Annotated in this window: 20 protein-coding genes; 9 read left to right on the top strand and 11 right to left on the bottom strand. The window is 63.1% G+C overall.

All coding sequences use genetic code 11. The features are described 5' to 3' along the window. Complete coding sequence (locus MUO32_RS04205) at window positions 1-825, bottom strand: transporter substrate-binding domain-containing protein (protein ID WP_257946967.1); 825 nt, start codon at window positions 823-825, stop codon at window positions 1-3. Window positions 826-985: 160 nt separating this feature from the next. Continuing rightward, entirely contained in the window at window positions 986-1,303 is a 318-nt protein-coding gene (locus MUO32_RS04200) for a helix-turn-helix transcriptional regulator (protein WP_257946966.1), read from the bottom strand. 79 nt (window positions 1,304-1,382) lie between these two features. Between MUO32_RS04200 and MUO32_RS04195 the strand changes: the two genes are divergently transcribed. Then, window positions 1,383-1,733, top strand: coding sequence for a putative quinol monooxygenase (locus MUO32_RS04195; protein WP_257946965.1), 351 nt, complete (start codon window positions 1,383-1,385; stop codon window positions 1,731-1,733). A 13-nt stretch (window positions 1,734-1,746) separates the two neighbouring features. Here MUO32_RS04195 and MUO32_RS04190 read toward each other — a convergent pair whose 3' ends face one another. Continuing rightward, window positions 1,747-2,754 carry an iron ABC transporter substrate-binding protein gene (locus tag MUO32_RS04190; RefSeq protein WP_257946964.1) on the bottom strand — a complete coding sequence of 336 codons (1,008 nt, stop codon included), beginning with the start codon at window positions 2,752-2,754 and terminating at the stop codon, window positions 1,747-1,749. 277 nt (window positions 2,755-3,031) lie between these two features. Here MUO32_RS04190 and MUO32_RS04185 point away from each other — a divergent pair, with 277 nt between their 5' ends. From MUO32_RS04185 to MUO32_RS04170, 4 genes are all read left to right on the top strand, one after another. After that, a complete protein-coding gene (locus MUO32_RS04185) occupies window positions 3,032-4,555 on the top strand; it encodes an iron ABC transporter permease (RefSeq protein ID WP_257946963.1) in 1,524 nt (507 codons plus the stop codon). Next, complete coding sequence (locus MUO32_RS04180) at window positions 4,552-5,586, top strand: ABC transporter ATP-binding protein (RefSeq protein ID WP_257946962.1); 1,035 nt, start codon at window positions 4,552-4,554, stop codon at window positions 5,584-5,586. The genes MUO32_RS04185 and MUO32_RS04180 overlap by 4 nt, the downstream gene beginning before the upstream one ends. 10 nt (window positions 5,587-5,596) lie before the next feature. Then, window positions 5,597-6,394: a 4-hydroxy-tetrahydrodipicolinate reductase gene (dapB, locus tag MUO32_RS04175; RefSeq protein WP_257946961.1), complete on the top strand. Its 798-nt coding sequence runs from the start codon at window positions 5,597-5,599 to the stop codon at window positions 6,392-6,394. A gap of 328 nt (window positions 6,395-6,722) precedes the next feature. Further along, window positions 6,723-7,397 (top strand): MnmC family methyltransferase, encoded by a 675-nt coding sequence (locus tag MUO32_RS04170; protein WP_257946960.1) that lies wholly within the window; start codon window positions 6,723-6,725, stop codon window positions 7,395-7,397. Between the two features lie 9 nt (window positions 7,398-7,406). Here the strand turns inward: MUO32_RS04170 and MUO32_RS04165 are convergent, their stop codons facing one another. Then, window positions 7,407-8,456 (bottom strand): LacI family DNA-binding transcriptional regulator, encoded by a 1,050-nt coding sequence (locus tag MUO32_RS04165; RefSeq protein WP_257946959.1) that lies wholly within the window; start codon window positions 8,454-8,456, stop codon window positions 7,407-7,409. 103 nt (window positions 8,457-8,559) lie between these two features. Here MUO32_RS04165 and MUO32_RS04160 point away from each other — a divergent pair, with 103 nt between their 5' ends. Next, window positions 8,560-9,396: a phytanoyl-CoA dioxygenase family protein gene (locus MUO32_RS04160; protein ID WP_257946958.1), complete on the top strand. Its 837-nt coding sequence runs from the start codon at window positions 8,560-8,562 to the stop codon at window positions 9,394-9,396. 110 nt (window positions 9,397-9,506) lie between these two features. Here MUO32_RS04160 and MUO32_RS04155 read toward each other — a convergent pair whose 3' ends face one another. The 7 genes from MUO32_RS04155 to MUO32_RS04125 form a co-directional block, all read right to left on the bottom strand. Next, window positions 9,507-10,310 (bottom strand): SDR family NAD(P)-dependent oxidoreductase, encoded by an 804-nt coding sequence (locus tag MUO32_RS04155; RefSeq protein ID WP_257946957.1) that lies wholly within the window; start codon window positions 10,308-10,310, stop codon window positions 9,507-9,509. 12 nt (window positions 10,311-10,322) lie between these two features. Continuing rightward, window positions 10,323-11,183 (bottom strand): NAD(P)-dependent oxidoreductase, encoded by an 861-nt coding sequence (locus MUO32_RS04150; protein ID WP_257946956.1) that lies wholly within the window; start codon window positions 11,181-11,183, stop codon window positions 10,323-10,325. After that, window positions 11,180-12,277: a Gfo/Idh/MocA family protein gene (locus tag MUO32_RS04145; RefSeq protein ID WP_257946955.1), complete on the bottom strand. Its 1,098-nt coding sequence runs from the start codon at window positions 12,275-12,277 to the stop codon at window positions 11,180-11,182. The genes MUO32_RS04150 and MUO32_RS04145 overlap by 4 nt, the downstream gene beginning before the upstream one ends. Before the next feature lie 22 nt (window positions 12,278-12,299). Continuing rightward, the gene (locus MUO32_RS04140; RefSeq protein WP_257946954.1) at window positions 12,300-13,211 is read right to left on the bottom strand and encodes a carbohydrate ABC transporter permease; all 912 of its coding nucleotides are present in this window, start codon (window positions 13,209-13,211) and stop codon (window positions 12,300-12,302) included. A 2-nt stretch (window positions 13,212-13,213) separates the two neighbouring features. Next, window positions 13,214-14,119 carry a carbohydrate ABC transporter permease gene (locus MUO32_RS04135; protein ID WP_257946953.1) on the bottom strand — a complete coding sequence of 302 codons (906 nt, stop codon included), beginning with the start codon at window positions 14,117-14,119 and terminating at the stop codon, window positions 13,214-13,216. 11 nt (window positions 14,120-14,130) lie between these two features. Then, window positions 14,131-15,054, bottom strand: coding sequence for a sugar phosphate isomerase/epimerase (locus MUO32_RS04130; RefSeq protein ID WP_257946952.1), 924 nt, complete (start codon window positions 15,052-15,054; stop codon window positions 14,131-14,133). Between the two features lie 110 nt (window positions 15,055-15,164). Next, window positions 15,165-16,529, bottom strand: a complete 1,365-nt coding sequence (locus MUO32_RS04125; RefSeq protein WP_257946951.1) for an ABC transporter substrate-binding protein — start codon at window positions 16,527-16,529, stop codon at window positions 15,165-15,167. A gap of 273 nt (window positions 16,530-16,802) precedes the next feature. Between MUO32_RS04125 and MUO32_RS04120 the strand changes: the two genes are divergently transcribed. From MUO32_RS04120 to MUO32_RS04110, 3 genes are all read left to right on the top strand, one after another. Continuing rightward, window positions 16,803-17,444: a cysteine hydrolase family protein gene (locus tag MUO32_RS04120; RefSeq protein WP_257946950.1), complete on the top strand. Its 642-nt coding sequence runs from the start codon at window positions 16,803-16,805 to the stop codon at window positions 17,442-17,444. Window positions 17,445-17,460: 16 nt separating this feature from the next. Next, window positions 17,461-18,003, top strand: coding sequence for a MarR family winged helix-turn-helix transcriptional regulator (locus MUO32_RS04115; protein ID WP_257946949.1), 543 nt, complete (start codon window positions 17,461-17,463; stop codon window positions 18,001-18,003). Window positions 18,004-18,075: 72 nt separating this feature from the next. Then, entirely contained in the window at window positions 18,076-19,266 is a 1,191-nt protein-coding gene (locus MUO32_RS04110) for an amidohydrolase family protein (protein ID WP_257946948.1), read from the top strand. The last annotated feature ends 48 nt before the right edge of the window (window positions 19,267-19,314 follow it).

The following is a 19,314-nucleotide window of genomic DNA, read 5'->3' as shown; positions in this document are numbered from 1 at the left end:
TCAGAATGCATATCGGGTGATATCGACCTTGAACCACTTCTGCGAAATCTTTTCGAGCGTACCGTCATCCTTGAGTTCGGTGATCACCCGCTTCACCTCGGCATCCCATTCCGGATCGCCCTTGTCGGTGACGACGGCGTTGGGCTCGGCAAAGAGCGGCTCGCCTGCGAGCTTCAGCTTGCCCGTCGCATCGATCTGCCCCTGCGCCGTGCCGAGCGAGGCGACAATGGCGTCAAGGCGCACGCCTGCTCCGAGCGCAAGGTTCTGGAAGTTGACCGTCTCGTCATTCGGCACCGACTGCACGGCACCGAACGGGAAGGAAATCGCCGCCTGTCCCGGGATCGTGAAGCTCTTGTTGACATAGGCCTCGTAGGACGAGCCAGTGCCGACGCCGACCTTCTTGCCGGTCAGGTCGGCGGCAGACCTGATCGTCTGCTCGTCCTTGTTCACGACGAGGACCGCGGGGACGCTGTAGTAGTTCACCGGGAAGTTGACGACCTTCGCGCGTTCCTCGGTCGGGGTGGACGAGGTGATCGCGACGTCCCAGCGGCCAGCCCATCGGCCGCTGATAATCGTTTCCCAGCCGGGCGTTTCGAGCTTCAGCTTTACGCCCAGCTTTTCGGCGAACGCCTTGGCCACGTCGATGTCGAAGCCGTCGAGCTCGTTGTTGTCGTTGATATAGGCGAAGGGCGGATAGTCGTTGACGACGGCGTTGACGACTTCTCCCTTCTGCTTCACGCGATCAAGCACTTCACCGGCTTGGGCCGCAGTCGCAAGGGTGGCAAGTCCGAGCGCCAGAATGGCACTGGTGAATGGTTTCGACATGATCAGCCTCCAGCTATGTCAGATAGCTGACCTTAACGGGGCGGATCGCGCTACAGTAGATAATTAATTCTATAATATTTATGTATTTTGAGGTTGCATACGAAATCGACGGCCTTTTTGCCAATGGCATTCCGCGACACGCCGATTGCTCGACACCCATTCAAGTCGACGGCGTCTCCGCCGCGACGAGATCGAGCAGGCCTGGCAGACGTCTGTCAATCTCCTCGCGCCTGAGCGTTGCCGCGCGGCTATTGCCCCGGTCGACCTGACGGATGAGCCCCGACTCGCGGAGAACGCGAAAATGGTGCGTCAGGGTGGCCTTGCTGACCGGCAATTCGAAGGACGCACAGGTCCGCGCTGTCCCGGCCGGAGCCTGTGCCAGTTCCGTGACGACGCGCCGCCGCAATGGATCCGCCAGCGCCGACAGGACGGCACCGAGTACGATTTCGTGCTCTGCGGGATGACCTTCGTGATCCATGCTGATGCCTCAAGGTATGGATTGTATCGTACCTTTCGTAATGCTAGGTACGATACAATCCATACCAAAAGGAGACGCCATGTCGAGCCCCGCCTTCACCCTTCCCGCACAAGAAACAGATGAGACCGGCCCCTATGCGCTCGCCGGGCAGGCGCGAGCCCAGGCCGGAAAGGCAGAAGCGCTGGAGGCCGCGCTGATCGCTCTGGTCGAACCGACGCGCAGGGAAGAGGGTGTGTTGCAATACCATGTGCACCGCGACCGCGCCGATCCGGACCTCTTTGTGTTCTATGAGGTATGGGAGAGCACCGCGCATCTCGAGGCACATCTCTCGCAGCCTTACGTGCAGGACTTCCTGGCAAAGCGCCAAACCCTGCTCGATGGCGACATGGATGTCCGCTGGCTGCGGATGACGAGCCCCTATCAAGCATGAGGCCGTTGTTCGCCTAGAGCAGGCCGGCGGCCGTCATCAGTTCGACGACCGTCTTGCTGTCGAGCGTGGAAGCCTCGACCTTCGGAGCGTCCAGATCCTTGAGCGGGACAAGCTTGGGGTTCGCATCGCCGGCGATGGCATATTCGAACGAAGTGCCGTCACGCAGGATCGACTGGCCGGCCTTGCCGGTGATCCACTTCAGGAAGGCCTGCGCCTCCTTCTGGTGCGTGCTGGTCTTCAGGATGCCGCCGCCGGAAATGCTGACGAAGGCGCCCGGATCCTGGTTCCTGAAGTAGTGCAGCGCGACGTTGCCGCTGTTTTCGCCGGTCTTCGCCTGATCGCCGAACCAGTAATAGTGGTAGATCACCGCGCCTTCGATCTCGCCGGCATTGACCGCCTTCATTGCAACGCTGTTGCCCTTGTAGGGCGTCGCATTCTCCTTCAGCGCCGTCAGCCAGGCTGCCGTCGCCTCCTTGCCCTTGAGCTGGAGGAGCGCACCGACGATCGCCTGGAAATCCGCGCCATTGGGTGAAGCCCCCCAGCGGCCCTTCCAGGCGGGATCGGCAAGATCGAGCATCGATTTCGGCAATGCGTCCTCGGTGAGCTTGGTCTTGTCATAGGCAAAGACCGTCGAACGCGCGGCGATGCCTGTCCACATGCCATCCGCCGGGCGATAGTCCGACGGCACCTGATCGAGCGTTTCCTTGTCGACGGGCGCAAATCGTCCGGCCGCATCGAGCAGCGCCATGGCAGGCGAGTTTTCCGTCAGGAAGACGTCGGCCGGCGTCAGGTCACCTTCCTGCAGGATGAGGTTGGCAAACTCCATGTCGCTGCCCTTGCGGACCACGACATTGATCCCGGTCTCCTTGGTGAACGCATCGATCCACGCTTTTCCGAGCCCTTCGTGCTGGGCATTGTAGATGACGAGCTCGCCGGCTTCCTGCGCTTTGGCGCCGGATGCCAGAGACGCGAACGCGGCAAGCGACACGGCTGCGATTGTCAATCGGATCGACGGGTTCATGGTGTTCTCCTTTAGAGCCGAGTTGCCGCCAGAAAAACTGGGCAAGCGAGCTCTACTTATCGCGCGGCCAAACCCGGCGCCAGTGTCACCACGCCGCAGGCGGGCATCTCGATTGTGCAAACCATTGCCTTTCACTCAAGAAATCCTTAGGGCAGAAACGGGCGGCCTGTTTATCGCGAAACAGGTGTCCTGTCGTTTTCATGGCATGAAGGCATGAGCCTTGTTGCAGGATAGTACAGCAGAGACATTCGACCGGCCCTGGCCGGCACGGAGGCGCATGCGCGCGTCCCTGCCGCATCTGCCCGTCGTCGTGCTCGCCACACTGGTCGCGCTGTTCAGCCTCGTGCCGCTCGGCTTCATCGGCTGGGTGACCTATGATGTGGGCTGGGAGACGGTGAAGACGCTCGTCCTGCGCCCGCGCGTCGGCGAACTCGTTCTCAGCACGATCTATCTCGAACTCCTGACGATCCCGCTGTCGATCGTCGTCGCGGTTGGCATGGCCTGGCTGACCGAGCGCACCGACATCCCCGGTGCCCGGCTCTGGGCGTGGCTTGCGATAACGCCGCTTGCCGTTCCGGCTTTCGTGCACAGCTATGCCTGGGTCAGTCTCGTGCCGAGCATGCGCGGCCTTGCCGGCGCCACCTTCGTTGCCGTTCTCGCCTACTATCCCTTTCTCTACCTGCCGGTCGCAGCCGCCCTCCGGCGTCTCGATCCCGCCGTGGAAGATGCCGCCGCGTCGCTCGGCCTTGCGCCCGTCGCCGTGTTCTTTCGCGTTGTTCGGCCGCAGTTGCGGCTTGCCATCTGCGGCGGCTCGCTTCTGATCGGCCTGCATCTCCTGTCGGAATACGGCCTCTTCGCGATGATCCGCTTCGACACGTTGGCGACCGCGATCGTCGATCAGTTCCAGTCCTCCTACAACAGCCCCGCCGCCAACATGATCGGCGGCGTGCTCGTCGGCTGCTGCCTGTTCCTGCTCGCCCTCGAATTCCTGCTGCGCGGCAACGAGCGCTATGCGCGCGTCGGTGCCGGCGCGGCGCGGCCGGCCGAACGGCGCCGGCTCGGCCGCCTGGCGCTGCCTGCCCTCATCCTGCCGGTGGGGCTCGCCATCCTCACCCTCGGCGTGCCGCTGGTGACGCTTGGTCGCTGGCTCTGGTTCGGCGGCGCCGCCATCTGGGACGGCGACGTGACCCGTGCGGTGGGCGAGACCCTGCTGCTCGCTCTCTCCGGCGGCATCCTCGCGACCATCGTCGCGGTTCCCATGGCCTGGCTCTCGGTGCGCGCGCCGGGACGGCTGCAACGCATTCTCGAAGCCTGCCACTACTATGTCGGCTCCCTGCCGGGCGTCGTGGTGGCGCTGGCGCTGGTTTCGATCACGGTGCGCTTCCTGCTGCCGCTCTACCAGACCTTCGCGATGCTGCTCGCCGGCTACGTCCTTCTGTTCCTGCCGCGCGCCATGGTGGGGCTGCGCGCGAGCATCGCCCAAGCACCTGTCGAACTGGAGCGGGCCGCCATGGCGCTTGGGCGCACGCCAGCGCAAGCGCTGCGGCAAGTCACGCTGCGGCTCGCCGCGCCGGGTGCGGCGGCAAGCGTCGCCCTTGTCGCGCTTGGCATTACCAACGAGCTGACCGCCACCCTGATGCTGGCGCCGAATGGCGTCGAAACGCTGGCGACGCGCTTCTGGTCGCTGACGAGCGAGATCGATTACGTCGCGGCGGCCCCCTACGCGACCATGATGGTCGTGCTCTCGCTGCCCCTGACCCTTCTTCTCCATGCCCAATCGAAACGGACTGCCGGACAATGACGCTGCTTTCCCTTGAGTCCATCAGCAAGCGGTACGGCGAGGTTCAGGCGCTGGAGTCCGTCAGCCTCTCGGTGAGGCCGGGAAGCCGCACGGCCGTGGTCGGCCCTTCGGGGTCCGGCAAGTCGACATTGCTGCGCATCATTGCCGGTTTCGAGTTTCCCGATCGCGGTCGGGTTTCCTGCGACGGAACGCTGCTCGCCGAAGGCCCTGCCGGCATGCCGGCGCACAAACGCGGTATCGGTATCGTCTCGCAGGACGGCGCGCTGTTCCCGCATCTGAGCGTTGCCGAAAACATCGCCTTCGGCTTCGAGCGCCGCATACCCGACCGCGCAGAACGCGTCGCCGGGCTGCTCGACATGGTGGAACTCGATGGCGCCATGGCGACGCGCCGTCCCCACCAGCTTTCCGGCGGCCAGCAGCAGCGCGTGGCGCTCGCCCGCGCGCTCGGTCGCCAGCCGCGCCTGATGTTGCTCGACGAACCCTTCTCGGCCCTCGACACGGGCCTGCGCGAAACCATGCGCAAGGCCGTCGCGCGGGTTTTGCAAAATGCCGGCATTACCGCGATCCTCGTTACCCATGACCAAGGGGAAGCGCTTTCCTTTGCCGATCAACTTGCTGTGCTGCGCGAGGGGAAACTGATCCAGGCCGGTCCACCGCAGGTTCTCTACCGGCAGCCCCGCGATCGCGAAACCGCACTCTTCCTCGGCGACGCCATTCTCCTGCCGGCCGATGTGAGCGGGGGATTCGCCGATTGCGCCCTCGGGCGCGTGGCCGTCGATGGCGATCATACGGGGCGGGGGGAAATCATGCTGCGGCCGGATCAGATCACCATCACAGCCAACGATTCCGCGCCGGAAGCGGGCGCCCGGGTGGTCGATGTCCAGTTCGGCGGCGCCGTCTCGACGGTCGCCATTGCCCTGCCGGACGCCTCTCTGCCCCCCATCTCCATCAGGACGTCGGGCATCATGCTCCCCGTTCCCGGTGATACCGTCCAGCTTGGCATCGCCGGCCGCGCGCATGTGCTCGCCTAGAGGAGACGAAATGACATCTCCAATCAAAGTCGCCGTCGCAGGGTCGCGCGGGCGGATGGGGCAGACGATCGTTGCCGCGCTGCATTCGGACACGACCTTTCAATACGTGGGCGGGATCAGCCGTCCCAACCAAAGCGGCGCGGGACTGATCGATATCGATGTCGCGCTCAAGACCGCTGACGTCATCGTGGATTTTTCGACGGCGGGGGCGGCAGCGGCACTGGCGCAACGATGTTCCGGACAGGCAGGCCCCGCGCTGGTCATTGGCGCAACGGGCTTCGATGGCGACGAGGAAGACAGGATCGCCAATGCAGCGCGTCAAATCCCCATTCTTCGATCCGGTAATTTCTCCATCGGCCTCAACCTGCTGACAACGCTCATCTCGCAGATGTCCGGGATACTTGCCCCCGACACATGGGACATCGAGATCGTCGAAGCTCATCATCGCCGAAAGATCGACGCCCCCTCGGGAACCGCGCTCATGCTCGGCGAAGCAGCGGCGTTGGGGCGCGAGGTTCCGCTCGAAAAGGTGGAGCGCCGTGGCCGCGACGGACTGACGGGCGCGCGGCCGGATGGCGAAATCGGCTTCTCGGTCATCCGCGGTGGCGGCATCATCGGCGAACACAGCGTGATTTTCGCCGCGGAAGAAGAAACCATCACGATCTCTCATGCGGCGCTGGGTCGGGACATGTTCGCCCGCGGCGCATTGGCTGCGGCCCGCTGGATCGTCGGAAAGCCGCCGGGCGAATACACAATGGCGGATGTTCTCAATCTCGGCGGCCAGGATACAAAGCGCGCTGAAGTCTGACGGCCCGGGAAATTCGCTATCGAGCGATTTCTGCAAGCGCCACTAGAGCGAAGGTTCGCCGCTCTGAGCGATATCGTCGATCAGGTGGATCGGCGATCCCTGCGGCGGCAAGGGTGGGGCGTGCGTCGACAGCCAAAAGGCAAGCATCCCCACATATCGGCTTCGAGATGAAGCATCCGCGTATCGTGTTCCGAAAGAGCTTGTGCGGACCGAGTAACCCGAGTGAATGACCGCGCTGAACCGTTCTGATCCCGGTTCGGCGACAATGTGATATCTTCGACCCGGCCGCCATGCTACGAGGCGCCGAACAACGCCATGAGATACTTCGATGCTTCCCTGGATTCAGCTTGATCGTGCAACCATTCCCGGTGATGGCGGCGAGCTTCGCCTGAAACAGCGCGGCAGCGAGTTTTCCATCATGCTCGGCTCCACGGAGCTTATGAACAGCAGGCTGAGCGGTTCGGAAGAAGCACTGGCGACGCTCGGCTGCGAGCGGATTGCGGGCCGGAAAGACACAAGGATGCTGATTGGCGGCCTCGGCATGGGCTTTACCTTGCGCGCAGCCCTGGGCGCACTGCCGCGTGACGCCTCCGTCGTCGTCGCCGAACTTGTTCCCGCCGTCGTCGACTGGGCGCGCGGACCGATGGCGGATCTGCATGCCGGCACACTCGACGACCCGCGTGTCGATATCCATGTCGGCGATGTCGGCGCGCTCATCCGTTCGAAGACCGCTGCGTTCGACGCTATCCTCCTTGATGTCGACAACGGCCCCGATGGATTGACGCGCGTCTCCAACGACAACCTGTACAGCCACGACGGCCTGCGTGCCGCCAAGGCCGCCCTGCGCCCGAACGGAGTGCTTGCCGTCTGGTCATCGGCGCCCGACAGTGTTTTCACCCGCCGATTGCGTGACGTGGGCTTTGTCGCGGAAGAGGTGAGCGTGCGCGCCAGCACCCGGCATCGGGGCGCGCGCCATGTTATCTGGATGGCGACCAAGCGCTAGAAGCCGGACTCACGACGGATGCGCGGCAAGCCTGCCAGCGGAGGCCCGTTCGATCAGCGTACATCCAACCTTGTGAACGCGATGCGGCCCCGGCGTCGGCTTTTTCGCAAGCTGCGCGATCGCCCAGGCGCCCATGGAACGATGGGGAAGTTCAAGCGTCGTCAGACGGGGCCGCAAGTGCCGGGAAAGCTCGTCGTCATCGTAACCCACGACGGAAATGTCGCCCGGGATACGAAGCCCGGCCTCGCCGATCGCGTTGAAGCATCCCATGGCCATCTTGTCGTTCTGGCAGAAGATGGCCGTCGGCGGCGCCTTCAGTGACAGGAGCTTTTGCGTTGCCTCGAAGCCGGATGTCGGCGTCCAGTTTCCTTCGACCACCAGGCTGTCGTCATAGGAGATGCCAGCCTCCGCCAGCGCCTGCCTGTATCCGGCCAACCGGTCCTGAGCCGCTTCCATGAAGCTCTCGCCAACGATCATGCCGATGCACCTGTGGCCTTTCCGGACAAGGGAAGCGGTCGCCGTGCGTCCGCCTGTCGTTTCATCCGGGACCGCCGAGGGAAATCGATTGTCGCTCGTATAGCAATTCAGCAGCACCAGGGGGACCGGAAGCTGATCCAGGACCGGATCGAGCGAGACGCGGCGGGTGAAGATCGACATGTAGACGATGCCCTGGGCACCGGCCTGGAGAAGCCGCGCGACCGCCTTTCGTTCATGCTCCGCCCTGCCCTGGGTTTGCGCGACAAGGATGGTCACGTCGTCTTCCCAGGATGCATGTCGGGCACCTTCGATCGCGTTGACCGCCTCCGGCGTCGTCGCAAGCTGGTCCACGATGAAACCGATGCAGCTTCCCCGCAGCTCCTCGAGCCCCGCACGGCGGACAGGGCTTGACAGGCCGTAAGCCAGCGACCGCGCGGCCTCCAGCACCCGTTCACGCAACTCCGCCGAGATTTTGATGTCGGTGACGTTGTTCAGAACGACGGAGACCGTCGCCTGCGAACAGCCGGCCGCCTTGGCGACATCCATCATCGTCACGCGTTTGGCGATTTTCCGGCTGTTCATGCATCCCCCTGTCGATCTCCTTTACCGCAACTAATAAACTTCGGCCATTGACTAATAATTATTAGTAGCGATAGGCTGATGTCATATCGGGAGGACCAAGCAGATGAACACGCGACCGACATTCGACTACGATATCGCTGCGCAGATGACGCAACTCGCCGAAGACGGCATCATCGGGCTGAAAGGTGCCTTCAGCCCTGAGTGGGCCGACGGGATGCGGGAGGACATGATGACGGCCTTCTGGTCGGCGATCCAAAGACCCGGCGGCGCCGTCGGGCGCGGCCCGCGCCGCTGGTATGTCGAAATCCACCCGCAAGCCTTTCGCGGTTTCGCCGATCTCGTCACCCATCCCTGGGTGGTGGATGTCTGCACCAACAGGCTCGGGCCAGACTACCAGATCGTGGAAATCGGTCTCGACGTGCCCTTCCAGGGCGCGAAGTACCAGCCCTGGCACCGCGACTTCCCCTCCCCCGTCGATACCTACCGCGACCGGAAAATCACCTCGCTTGCCTTCAACCTGACTGGCGTCGATGTCACCGAAGACATGGGGCCTTTCGAGGTGGCGCCCGGAACGCAATATGACGACGGCCGCAGCTGGAAGCACGAGATGTTTCCCGACAAGGCGCTCTGGGGCCGGTTCCAGGAGCGCGCCACACGCAAGTATCCGCAGCGCGGTGACATTTCCTGCCGGTCCGCGCTGACGGTACATCGTGGCACGGAGCATCAATCGCCCATCGCTCGGCCTGTCCTGGTGCTCGGCGTCGATGCGCCGGGTGCCGGACATGCCGAACTGCACGATATGATGGTGACCCGGGACTGGTATGATGCCTTGCCGGAGATCGGCAGGAAGCATCTCGTCTGCCGCGTGGTCGACGAGCTGGTGCCGATCACGCAGAAACACGACATCGAGGGATTGGTCATGGGTGCGGAGCCGACCTGAGCGCTGTCAGGCGCTGGAGATCATCGGCCCTTGGCAAAAAAGGAAGGACGCGGTCGCCTTGTCGTCGGCATCGCGCTTTCCTGCCCGAGGACGAGGATCGCAACAAGCCATCACACGAAGCGTGGGTAGCGGTCGCTGTCGGGTGCATTTGCCCAGCTCTGCAGCGTCTGGCCACCATCGATCAGCCAATCGACACCCGTCACATGCTTCGCGTCGTCGGATGCGAGAAAGGCGACAGCGGCTGCGACATCTTCCGGCTGGCCGATCCGGCGCAACGGAATTCGCTGGGCGAAGCGTTCGATGCCGGCCGAGTAGGCGGCCTCGTCTCCGGCCGGAACGCCAAGGCGTGTTTCGATGACACCCGGGCAGACGGCATTGATCCGGATGCCGTAGGGGGCAGCATCAAGCGCCGCTATGCGGGTAATACCAACGACCCCGTGTTTGGTCGCGGCATAGCCCACCCCGCCGGACAGGACGTCCCAACCTGCCATCGACGAGCCCATATTGACGATGGCGCCCTGCCGCTTCCCTTCGATCATGGCGGCGAGGGTCGCGCGAAGAACGTAAAAGATGCCGTTGAGGTTGATGCCGACGATCTTCTGCCACTCCGAAATCGGGAGCTCGTGGACCGGCGCCACGGTGCCGGAGATACCGGCATTGTTGAACAGGACGTCGATCCCGCCGAAATGACCGGCAACGGCCTTCACCATGGCTTCGACCGCGACCGGGTCGGCCACATCGACAGCGAACGCCTTTGCACGATCGCCGAATTCACGGGCAAGTTCCTCGGCCTTCGCCCCGTCGAGATCGGCGATCGCTACACGAGCGCCTTCCGAAACGAAACGTCGCACGGCGGCGGAGCCGATAACGCCGGCAGCCCCGGTCACCAGCACGATCTTGTTTTCGAAACGCATCTTCTGTCCTTCTCAATTTCCTGCCGGTGGCAGCGGATAGTCGCGCCAGGAATAACGCGGAACGAAACCGAGCGCATCTCGCGCCCTGCTCGTATCGATGAATGAAGCATGACCTTCAAGTGGCCGACCGAGGGGAGCGCCGGGATAGGCCGTCGCCGCGAGTTCGGCCGAGGGCCTTTCCATATAGCTGTCGGCAGCACTCAGAAACGCGCGGAGATGCCCCTCGATCGGCCGTTCCACGGCAGCCAGGAAAGCGGCAGCGGCGTCGCGCGCGTCGAGGTAGGCCCAGAGGTCGCGGGCCGCTTCGGCCTGTGCTCGACGCGGGCCGATCTGGGCATGGAAGGTTTCCGGCGTCTGGATCCAGGGCATGCGCAGGCTGATGGCTGAAAAGACGCCGCGCCGGACCGAGGCATCGACCATCTCCTCTCCCAGCCATTTGGTGATGGCGTAGACATCCTGCGCGCCGACAGGATGGCCCTCGTCGACCGGCAGATAAGGCGGCACCAACGGGTTTTCGAAGAAGGGATAACCGAGCACGCTGAAGGAGGAGGCATAGACAAACCGCCGGATACCGGCGATGCGGGCAGCCTCGGTGGCCGCATACATGGCGCTCATGTTGATCCGAAAGATGTCGGCCGCGGCGCGACCCGTCGGCCGCGGGATCGCCGCGATATGCACCAGAACATCCTTGCCCGCGGCCAGTTCGGCAACAACGCCGAGATCCCCTGCATCCGCCGTGACATGGCCCCAACCGGAACCCGGCGGCGGAGCCGTCATGTCGAGGCCGGTCACGGCGTGCCCCGCGTCCGAGAGAGCCGCAGCAACGTGGCGGCCCAGGAGGCCGCTGGATCCGGTGACGAGAACCCGGCTCATGCCTGCTCCCCCGACTTGACGGGCAATGCCCTGATGATGCGTTCAGCAAGTTCCAGATCGTCCAGACCGCCCTGGAGGGGCGTCATGGGCACGGCTTTTCCGTCCACGCAGGCAATGAAATGCTGCCACTGCCGACGGAAAGCCGTTTCGGGCGTGCCCGGCAAGACGCGCTCGCTTGGCCCGTCGCCAGCCGCTTCCCGCAGGCGCACGGTCGCAGCCGTGTTGCGGACATAGGGGTTCTGGAAGTCGATCCGCACTTCGTCTTTCTCGCCATGGACGGTCATCCACTCGTCCCACCATTCATATTGCGCGCCGAAGGCCACTTCCAGCAGGGCGGGAACGCGATCGGGAAAACCGAGCACGGCCATGATATGGGTCGGTCCCACAGCCTGAGCATAGTCGACACGCTCCGCAACCCCGAAAGCGCCGCGCAGCACCGCAAGATCGTGGCTGCCGAGCATCAGCAGGGTCATGTAGAGATCGACATAACCGGCGTGATCCTGTCCGAGCCCTGCTGCCACCCGTTTGGCGACGTCGACCTGGGTAGCCTTGATCAGCTCCATATCGACATCCTTGCCGCGCACCTGCGTATAGAGCTGCTGGTAGCGATCGAACCGGCCGGCGAAGTCGTGGACGTGGATCATTTTCGGCCGACCGATGCCGCCGATCTTCTCCAGCCCCAGCCGGTAGCCCGGATCGTACAGTTTCATGTAGCCGACAAGGCCGACCAGACCGCTCTCCTCCGCCGCCTTCACGAGCGGCCGCGCTTCCTGCGCCGTAAAGGCCAACGGCTTCTCGACGATGAAATGTTTGCCGGCCTTGATGGCGGCTTCGACGACGGGGCCGTGATCGAAGGTGCAGATGACGACCGCATCGACGGAGGGATCGTCGAGCAGTGCCTGATACTCCCTGTAGCGGGCGGACACGCCGTATTGTGAACCCAGCGTATCCAGAACCGTCGGGGACAGGTCGCAGAGCGCAGCAAGCCGCAATTCCGGCAGTTCATGGATGATCGGCAGATGCATCAGCTGTGCGATCTCGCCGCAACCGATGACACCGACGCCGATCGGCGTTTTGGAGTGGGAAACTGTCATTGTGAACTCCTTGTCATTCCGGTCAGGATTTGACCGCGCCGGCCGTCAACCCGGCGATAAACTGTTTCTGCATGAGCACGAACACGATGATGACGGGCAGCGTCGTCATCGCCAGAGCCGCGAAATAGAGGTTCCACATCGAGCCGTACTGCTGGAAGAAGGCGACGAGACCGAGTGGTATCGTCTGGAGCGCCGGATCGCGCAGCAGAAGGAAGGCGAGGAAGAAGTCGTTCCAGATCTCGATGAAGCCGAAGATCGTCACCAGAGCGAGGCCGGGGCGGATCAGCGGTAGCATGACCCGCCCGAGGATCTGCAACCGGCTGGCTCCATCTATGCGGGCAGCGTCTTCCAGCTCGGCGGGCAAGGACAGGAAGAAGCTGCGCAGGATGAAAATCGAAAGCGGAAGGTTCGAGGCCGCATGGATCAAGGCGATGCCGATGCGGCTGTTGACCAGCCCCAGATCGCGCGCCGTCATGAAAAGCGGGATCGCCATGACCTGCGGCGGTATCAGCATGGCCGCGACGATCAGGGCAAGAATGATATTGCGGCCACGGAACTTGAGCCGCGAGAGAGAATAGGCGGCGGGTGTTGCGACCACCAGCAGAAGCGCAAGCGCCGTTGCCGTAACGATGACGCTGTTGAGAATGCGCGCGCCCATGCCCGAGACCCGCCATGCCTCGGCATAATTCTGCCAGACGAAGCCGGACGGCAGGCCCCAGACATTGGCGATGACCTCTTCCTTGGTCTTCAACGAACCTGAAAGCACCCAGAAGAGCGGATACAGCGTTTCGACGAGCACGATCGCCAGCAGGCCATAGACAAGCGCGAGTTCGCCGACCGAACGACCGGCAAGCAACCCCTTCCACCAGCGGCGGCTTGCGAACGAGGGCTGGCTGCGCGGATCGGCATGGCGAACGGAGGTGTTTTTCTCCATGACTACATCTCCACCTTGCTGCGTCGCATGATGCCGAGCAGAGCGACGCAGGACAGCGCCACGATCAGGAACAGCGCGTAGCCCATGGCGCTGGCATAGCCCATGTTGCCGTCCTGGAACGCGGTCTTGACCATGTAGGTCATGACGACTTCGGTGGCGTGGTTCGGTCCGCCTTGCGTCAGCACCTGCACGATATCGAAGTTGCGCACGAAAGCTCCGGAAAGCCCCAGAATGACGTTGATCAGGATGACGGGCATCATCAGCGGCAGGGTGACATGCCGGAAGCGCCGCACCGCACCGGCGCCATCGATGCGCGCGGCTTCGTAAAGCTCATCCGGTATGGTCTGAAGGCCGGCAAGATAGATGACGGCATGGAAACCGAGCCACTTCCAGACATCGACGGCGATGATCGAGTAGAGCGCGATATCGGCATCGCCGAGCCACGACATCTTCAGCCCGGAAAGGCCGAGGCCATCAAGCGCGGCGTTGAGCAGGCCGAAGACCGGATTGTAGATCCACGACCACAGGAGACCGGTGGCAGCGAAGGAGAGCGTGACCGGAATGAAGACGGCGGCGCGGATCGGACCACGCATGAAAATCGCCCTGTCCAGCAAAATCGCCAGGCCAAGACCAAGCACATTCTTGAAGAGCAGGATGAGAACCACGAAAATCAGGTTGTTTTCGAGCGCGCCGAGAAACAGCCTGTCGCCCAGAAGCTTCATGTAGTTGGCGGCGCCGACGAAGACCGGCGCCGAAAACCCGTCCCACCGCGTCAGGCTGATCCAAAGCCCGCGGACGAACGGCCACAGGAAGAAAAGCGCGAAAAGGACGGCGGCAGGCGCGAGCATGAAAGCCGCGACCGTCGCATCGTCGTCCCGCCGGATCGTCCTCGTTATCCGCGTGAACATACCCGGCTCCTTCAACGCTTGTTGGGGGTCAGCACAAGCCCAAGCGTTTCGGTGAGATAGGCGACGCTCTCCCTTGCACTCTGCTCGGCGGTCTTCTGCGACGCGTCGAGCTCGACGATCGCAAGGCCGTCGTAGTCGGCATCCAGGAGAACATCGACGAGCCCCGGCATGTCGACGACGCCTGCCCCGAGTTCGCTGAACGCGGCATAGCGCTCCGGACCGACGAGGCTGTCATCCACCCGCGTATCCTTGAGATGCATGTAGCGGACGGCGGACATATAGGTTTTGAGGGCGTCCACCGGATCGGAATGGGTCTGCGCCAGATGTGCGGGATCGATGCAAAGACCGGCATGGCGCGTATCGAGTTCATCCATCATGCGATCGAGCTGTTCGCGCCGTTCGATGAAGGTGTCGAGATGCGGATGATACACGGTGGCGATGCCAAGATCCGCGGTCCGGCGGCCGATGTCTTCCAGCGCGCGGCAGAATGCCTTGTAGTCGTCGGCCGTGTGCTTGTTGCCCGAAGCCTCGGAAGGGCCGCCGCCGAGCACCAGGATCGGCGCGCCAAAACCCTTGAGGATGCGGGCAAGAGAAATGAGGCAGGCGCGTTCGTGTTCCCAGAGCACCGGGTTCACGAAGGTCGCATTCACATAGAGCGAGGAAAGGCGGATGCCCAGATCGCTTTGCGCTTCGGAAAGCAGGGCATAGCGCCGCAGAATATCCGTATCCGTCGTAACACCCGGCGGCGGCAGGTCGCCCAGTTGCATGTATTTGCGGGCGAACTGGTCGGACAGGCTGGTGAAGGCGAGAATTTCAAACCAGCCGAAACCTTCTCCGGCCAGGAAATCGAGCGCCGGGCGCAGCGGCTGGCCGGTCAGGTCCCAGCTGTTGAGGTGATAGCCGATGGAGAAGCGTTGGCGGGAGGAACGGGTCATGGCTTTGTCTTTCAAACGTGCACGTCATCAAGCGCTGCCTGAAGCGCACAGCAATTATCGATGGTGTTGCCGGCGGCGCGTACATTGGCGCGCCGCCGTGCCGCGTCCGATCAATCTTTCGGCGGCCAGTTGCCGTCGTCGACGAGCGATTTGAACGTGGCCTGAACGCTCTGGGCGGCCTCCTCGGGCGTCGCGGTGCCACCCACGACCCCGGCAATGCCGGATGCAACGGCGGTCGTCACTTCACTCGGCCAGATCCAGTCCAGGAACTTGATCGTGTTGGGGAACGCCGTGGCGCGCAGATCCTTGGCGTATTGTTCGTCGACGCCATCGACACCCTTGATGGATGTCGCGATCGGCTGCTCCGCGTCAAGGTAGATCCTGGCCACCTCGGGCTTCGTCAGATAGGCGACGAAATCGAGCGCCGGCTTGACCTTCTCTTCCGGAATGGAGGCGGAAAGGCACATGCCGTTGTCGGCGCCGCCGCCGTGCCGGGCTTCACCGGGCGTTCCAGCCATTTTCGGGAACGGGAAGACGCCCCAGGCGAACCCCTTCACGTTTTCCTTGAGCGAAGGAACCTCCCACGTGCCACCGTAGTACATCGCACTCTTGCCGCTGGAGAAAGCGGCGCGCATGCCCTCCATATCGACAGAAAGCGAGTCCTTGGAAAGGATGCCGTCGTCGACCCATTGCTTGATCAGGCGGAAAGCTTCGACGCTTGCGGCATTGTCGAACCCTTCCTTGCTTTCGAGCTGTGCCTGGGTGACCCCGACGGGATCGCCGGCCGCCTGCGAGAAGGTCTCGAAATACCACATCGGCCACATGACGCTGTTGGCGCCCTGATGCAGCAACGGAATGACGCCGGCTTCCTGCAGCTTGGGCACGGCCGCCTTGAGGTCTTCATAGGTGGGTGGCGTCGGAATGCCGAGCTTCTTGAAGAGATCGACGTTGTAGAAAATCGTCGAGGTCGACAGCGAGGTGATCGGCACGCCATAGACCTTGCCGTTCACGTTGAAGGCGCCAAGACTGGCCGGATCGACGTTTTCGGCAAAAGGCTTGATTTCGTCCGTGATCGGGCGCAGCAGGCCGCGCCGAACGTAGGCGCCATTGACCCAATAGGCCGAGCAGGCGATCAGGTCCATTTCCTGGCCGGCGAGCTTGGCGGTCATCAGGCGCTGAAGAGAGCCCGACTGGGGGCCCTGCGCATCCCACTCGACAGCGGCGACGTCGGGATGTTCCTTCAGGAAGCCGGCGACGATTTCCTCGCGGATTTTCGTCTGGACCTCGGGCGTCTCGCGCGGCGCAAGAACATCGAGCGACGAGCCACCGAAGATTTTCAGGGTAACACCCTCCGCACTCGCGGAAACCGGCATGAACGCCGCCGAGAGGCTGAGCACCGTCGCCAGGACGCGAAACGTGGATTGGCGGCGAAGATTTGCGGGAATACGGGCATGAACTGGTTGAGAAAACGGCATAGCGAACCCCTTATTGCTACGCTCGGCGCAAGCGCGCCGTCGACCATATCGTTGATGGTCATACGAGTAAGAATGAGCTTTCCGTTCTTGTCAAGCGCTCTTGTGCATCGTCTCTCTCGTCGTGAAAATGCATATAAATCCTCGATAATCGGCACATAGAGGCCGCTTTCCGCAAAAACCTCAAAGAAAACCCTTGACTTTGCGGCGCGCGCCTTGATTGTTTGATTATCAAATAAAAGCCGTTCGAACGGTGAACCAAAGGGAACCAGAACAATGTCGCTCGATGTCTTTTCCGCACACCGCAACGAACAGGACGTGCGCCTCGATGCGAAACGGACGGCGATCATCGTGGTCGACATGATCAACGAGTTCTGCAAGCCCGGCGGAAAAATGGTCCTGCCGGGATATGAAACCCTGGTCGGGCCGCAACGCGCCATCATCGAGGCGGCACGCGCGAGCAATGCGCCGGTGATCTGGATCCATGACGCCCACCGTCCCGGTATGCGGCACGAGCGGGAATGGGCAAAGCGCACGCCGCATTGCCTGGAGAACACCTGGGCCGTCGAGATCATCGATGATCTCGACGCGCGCCCGGACGAGATCCATGTGACAAAGCGCCGTTACTCGTCCTTCTTCCAGACAGACCTGGACCTCGTGCTCAAGGACATGAAGATCGATCAGCTCGTCGTGTTCGGTGTCGTCACCAACATCTGTGTCCGCTCGACGGTGCATGATGCATTCTTCAACGGCTATGAGGTTGTCGTTCCCGCCGATGCATGCGCGGCAACCGGCCCGCGCGAGCAGGAAAGCTCGCTCTACGATATCGGAACCCACTTCGGCATCGTCTCGGACTCAAAGGCTGTTGTTGCAGCCCTGAGCGAAGGCGTTACCATCGCCAACCAGGTTGCAGCGTAAACATGTGGGGCAGGACTTGAACATTATCGAAACGATCGAAGACGACGCGCTGGTGGAGGTGAACGGCAGTCAGGAAGCGGAGCCGCCGGAACTTGGCCGGGAGGAAATACTGGCCTATGTCGCCCGCACCGGCTACGCGCTGGAGCACCATCCGGCGCATATCATCCGGCGAGCGCATCAGCGTGCGACCGCATGCTTTCAGGAAGTCATCCCGGTCAGCGACGTAACCCCGACGCAGCTCGCGGCGCTGGTGACGCTGCTGAAGGCCGGCGAGCTCTCGCAGAACCATCTCGGACGCATCAGCCAGATGGACCCGTCGACCATCAGCCTGGTGGTCAAGGCCTTGCTGAAGCGCGGCCTCATCGCGCGCAAACGCTCCGAAACCGACCAGCGCATGACAATGATCACGCTGACGAACCGTGGCGTGCACTACACCCTGCCTTTGCTGGATTCCAGCATGCAGGTGGCCCGCACGCTTCTGGAGCCGTTGAGCCCCGCCGAACAGGCAACGCTCCTCGATCTGCTCAACCGCGTCAGCGGCCCGGAAACCACGGACTAAGCCCGACGCAGCCTGCATGCGCATGGTTGCGGCCTGGAATCTGACAATACAGACAGACTTTAAGGACAAACCATGTCAAATGCCGCCGACCACACCGACCGCCTCCTGATCCGAAACCTGGGCGCGGTGCTCACGGGCGAACTTACCGCTCCCCTGGCGGATGCCGACGCAATCCTCATCGAGGGTGGAAAGATCGCCGCGGTGGGGAAAGAGGCCGATATCGGCTCCCACGGCGTGAAGCGCGTCATCGATGCCAAGGGCTCCGCGATCATGCCGGGCATGATCGACAATCACTCTCATCCGGTCATGGGCGACTGGACGCCGCGCCAGAACCAGCTGGGCTGGATCGATTCCACCCTGCACGGCGGCGTGACCACGCTGGTTTCCGCCGGCGAGGTACATCTTCCCGGCCGCCCCCGCGACGTGATCGGCGTCAAGGCGCTGGCGATCACCGCGCAGCGCGCCTTTTCGAATTTTTCTCCGACAGGCATGAAGGTTCTGGCCGGCGCCCTCATCCTCGAACATGGTCTCGAGGAGAAGGATTTCAGCGAACTGGCCGACGCGGGCGTCACGCTCGTCGGTGAAGTCGGCCTCGGCACCGTGAAGGATGGCCCGACGGGCCGGCGGATGATCGACTGGGCGCGCAAATACGGCATGACGTCGATGACCCATACGGGCGGCCATTCCATTCCGGGCTCGTCGCGCATCGGCGCTGAGGTCGTGCTGGAAGTGGACGCCGACGTCGCGGCCCACATGAATGGCGGACCGACCTCCCTCCCCTTTTCGGAACTCGAGCTGATCTGCCGGGAGAGCAAGCGGGGGCTCGAAATCATCCATAACGGCAACATGAAGGCCGGGCTGTTCGTGCTTGACGTCATCAAGGATGTCGGCGCTCTCGATCGTCTCGTGCTGGGCACGGACGGGCCGGCAGGATCGGGCGTGCAGCCGCTTGGAATGCTGCGCCTCGTCACCATGCTGGCTTCGCTCGGCGGCGTGTCCCCCGAGGTGGCCGTGTGCTTTGCGACCGGTAACGTAGCGACGTTGCGCGGCCTCAACGACCGTGGCCGTATCGCGCCCGGCCTGGCGGCAGATCTCGTCTTCATCGATCAGGCCATGGGCGGCGCCGGCGATGGCGTGCTCGACAGCATGGCGCTCGGCAACCTGCCCGGCATCGGCATGATCCTGGTCGATGGCGTCCAGCGGACGGCGCGCAGCCGCAACACCCCGCCCTCCATTCTCGTGCCCGAGACCCTCGCAGCGTAATCACGAACCTCGTCCTCCCGAACGAAAAAGGCCCGCTGGAAAGCGGGC

The organism is Shinella sp. CPCC 101442, from assembly GCF_024704725.1.
Taxonomy (GTDB): domain Bacteria; phylum Pseudomonadota; class Alphaproteobacteria; order Rhizobiales; family Rhizobiaceae; genus Shinella.
Note: the sequence above shows the minus strand (reverse complement) of the source record. Positions and strands in the feature narration are given on the sequence as shown.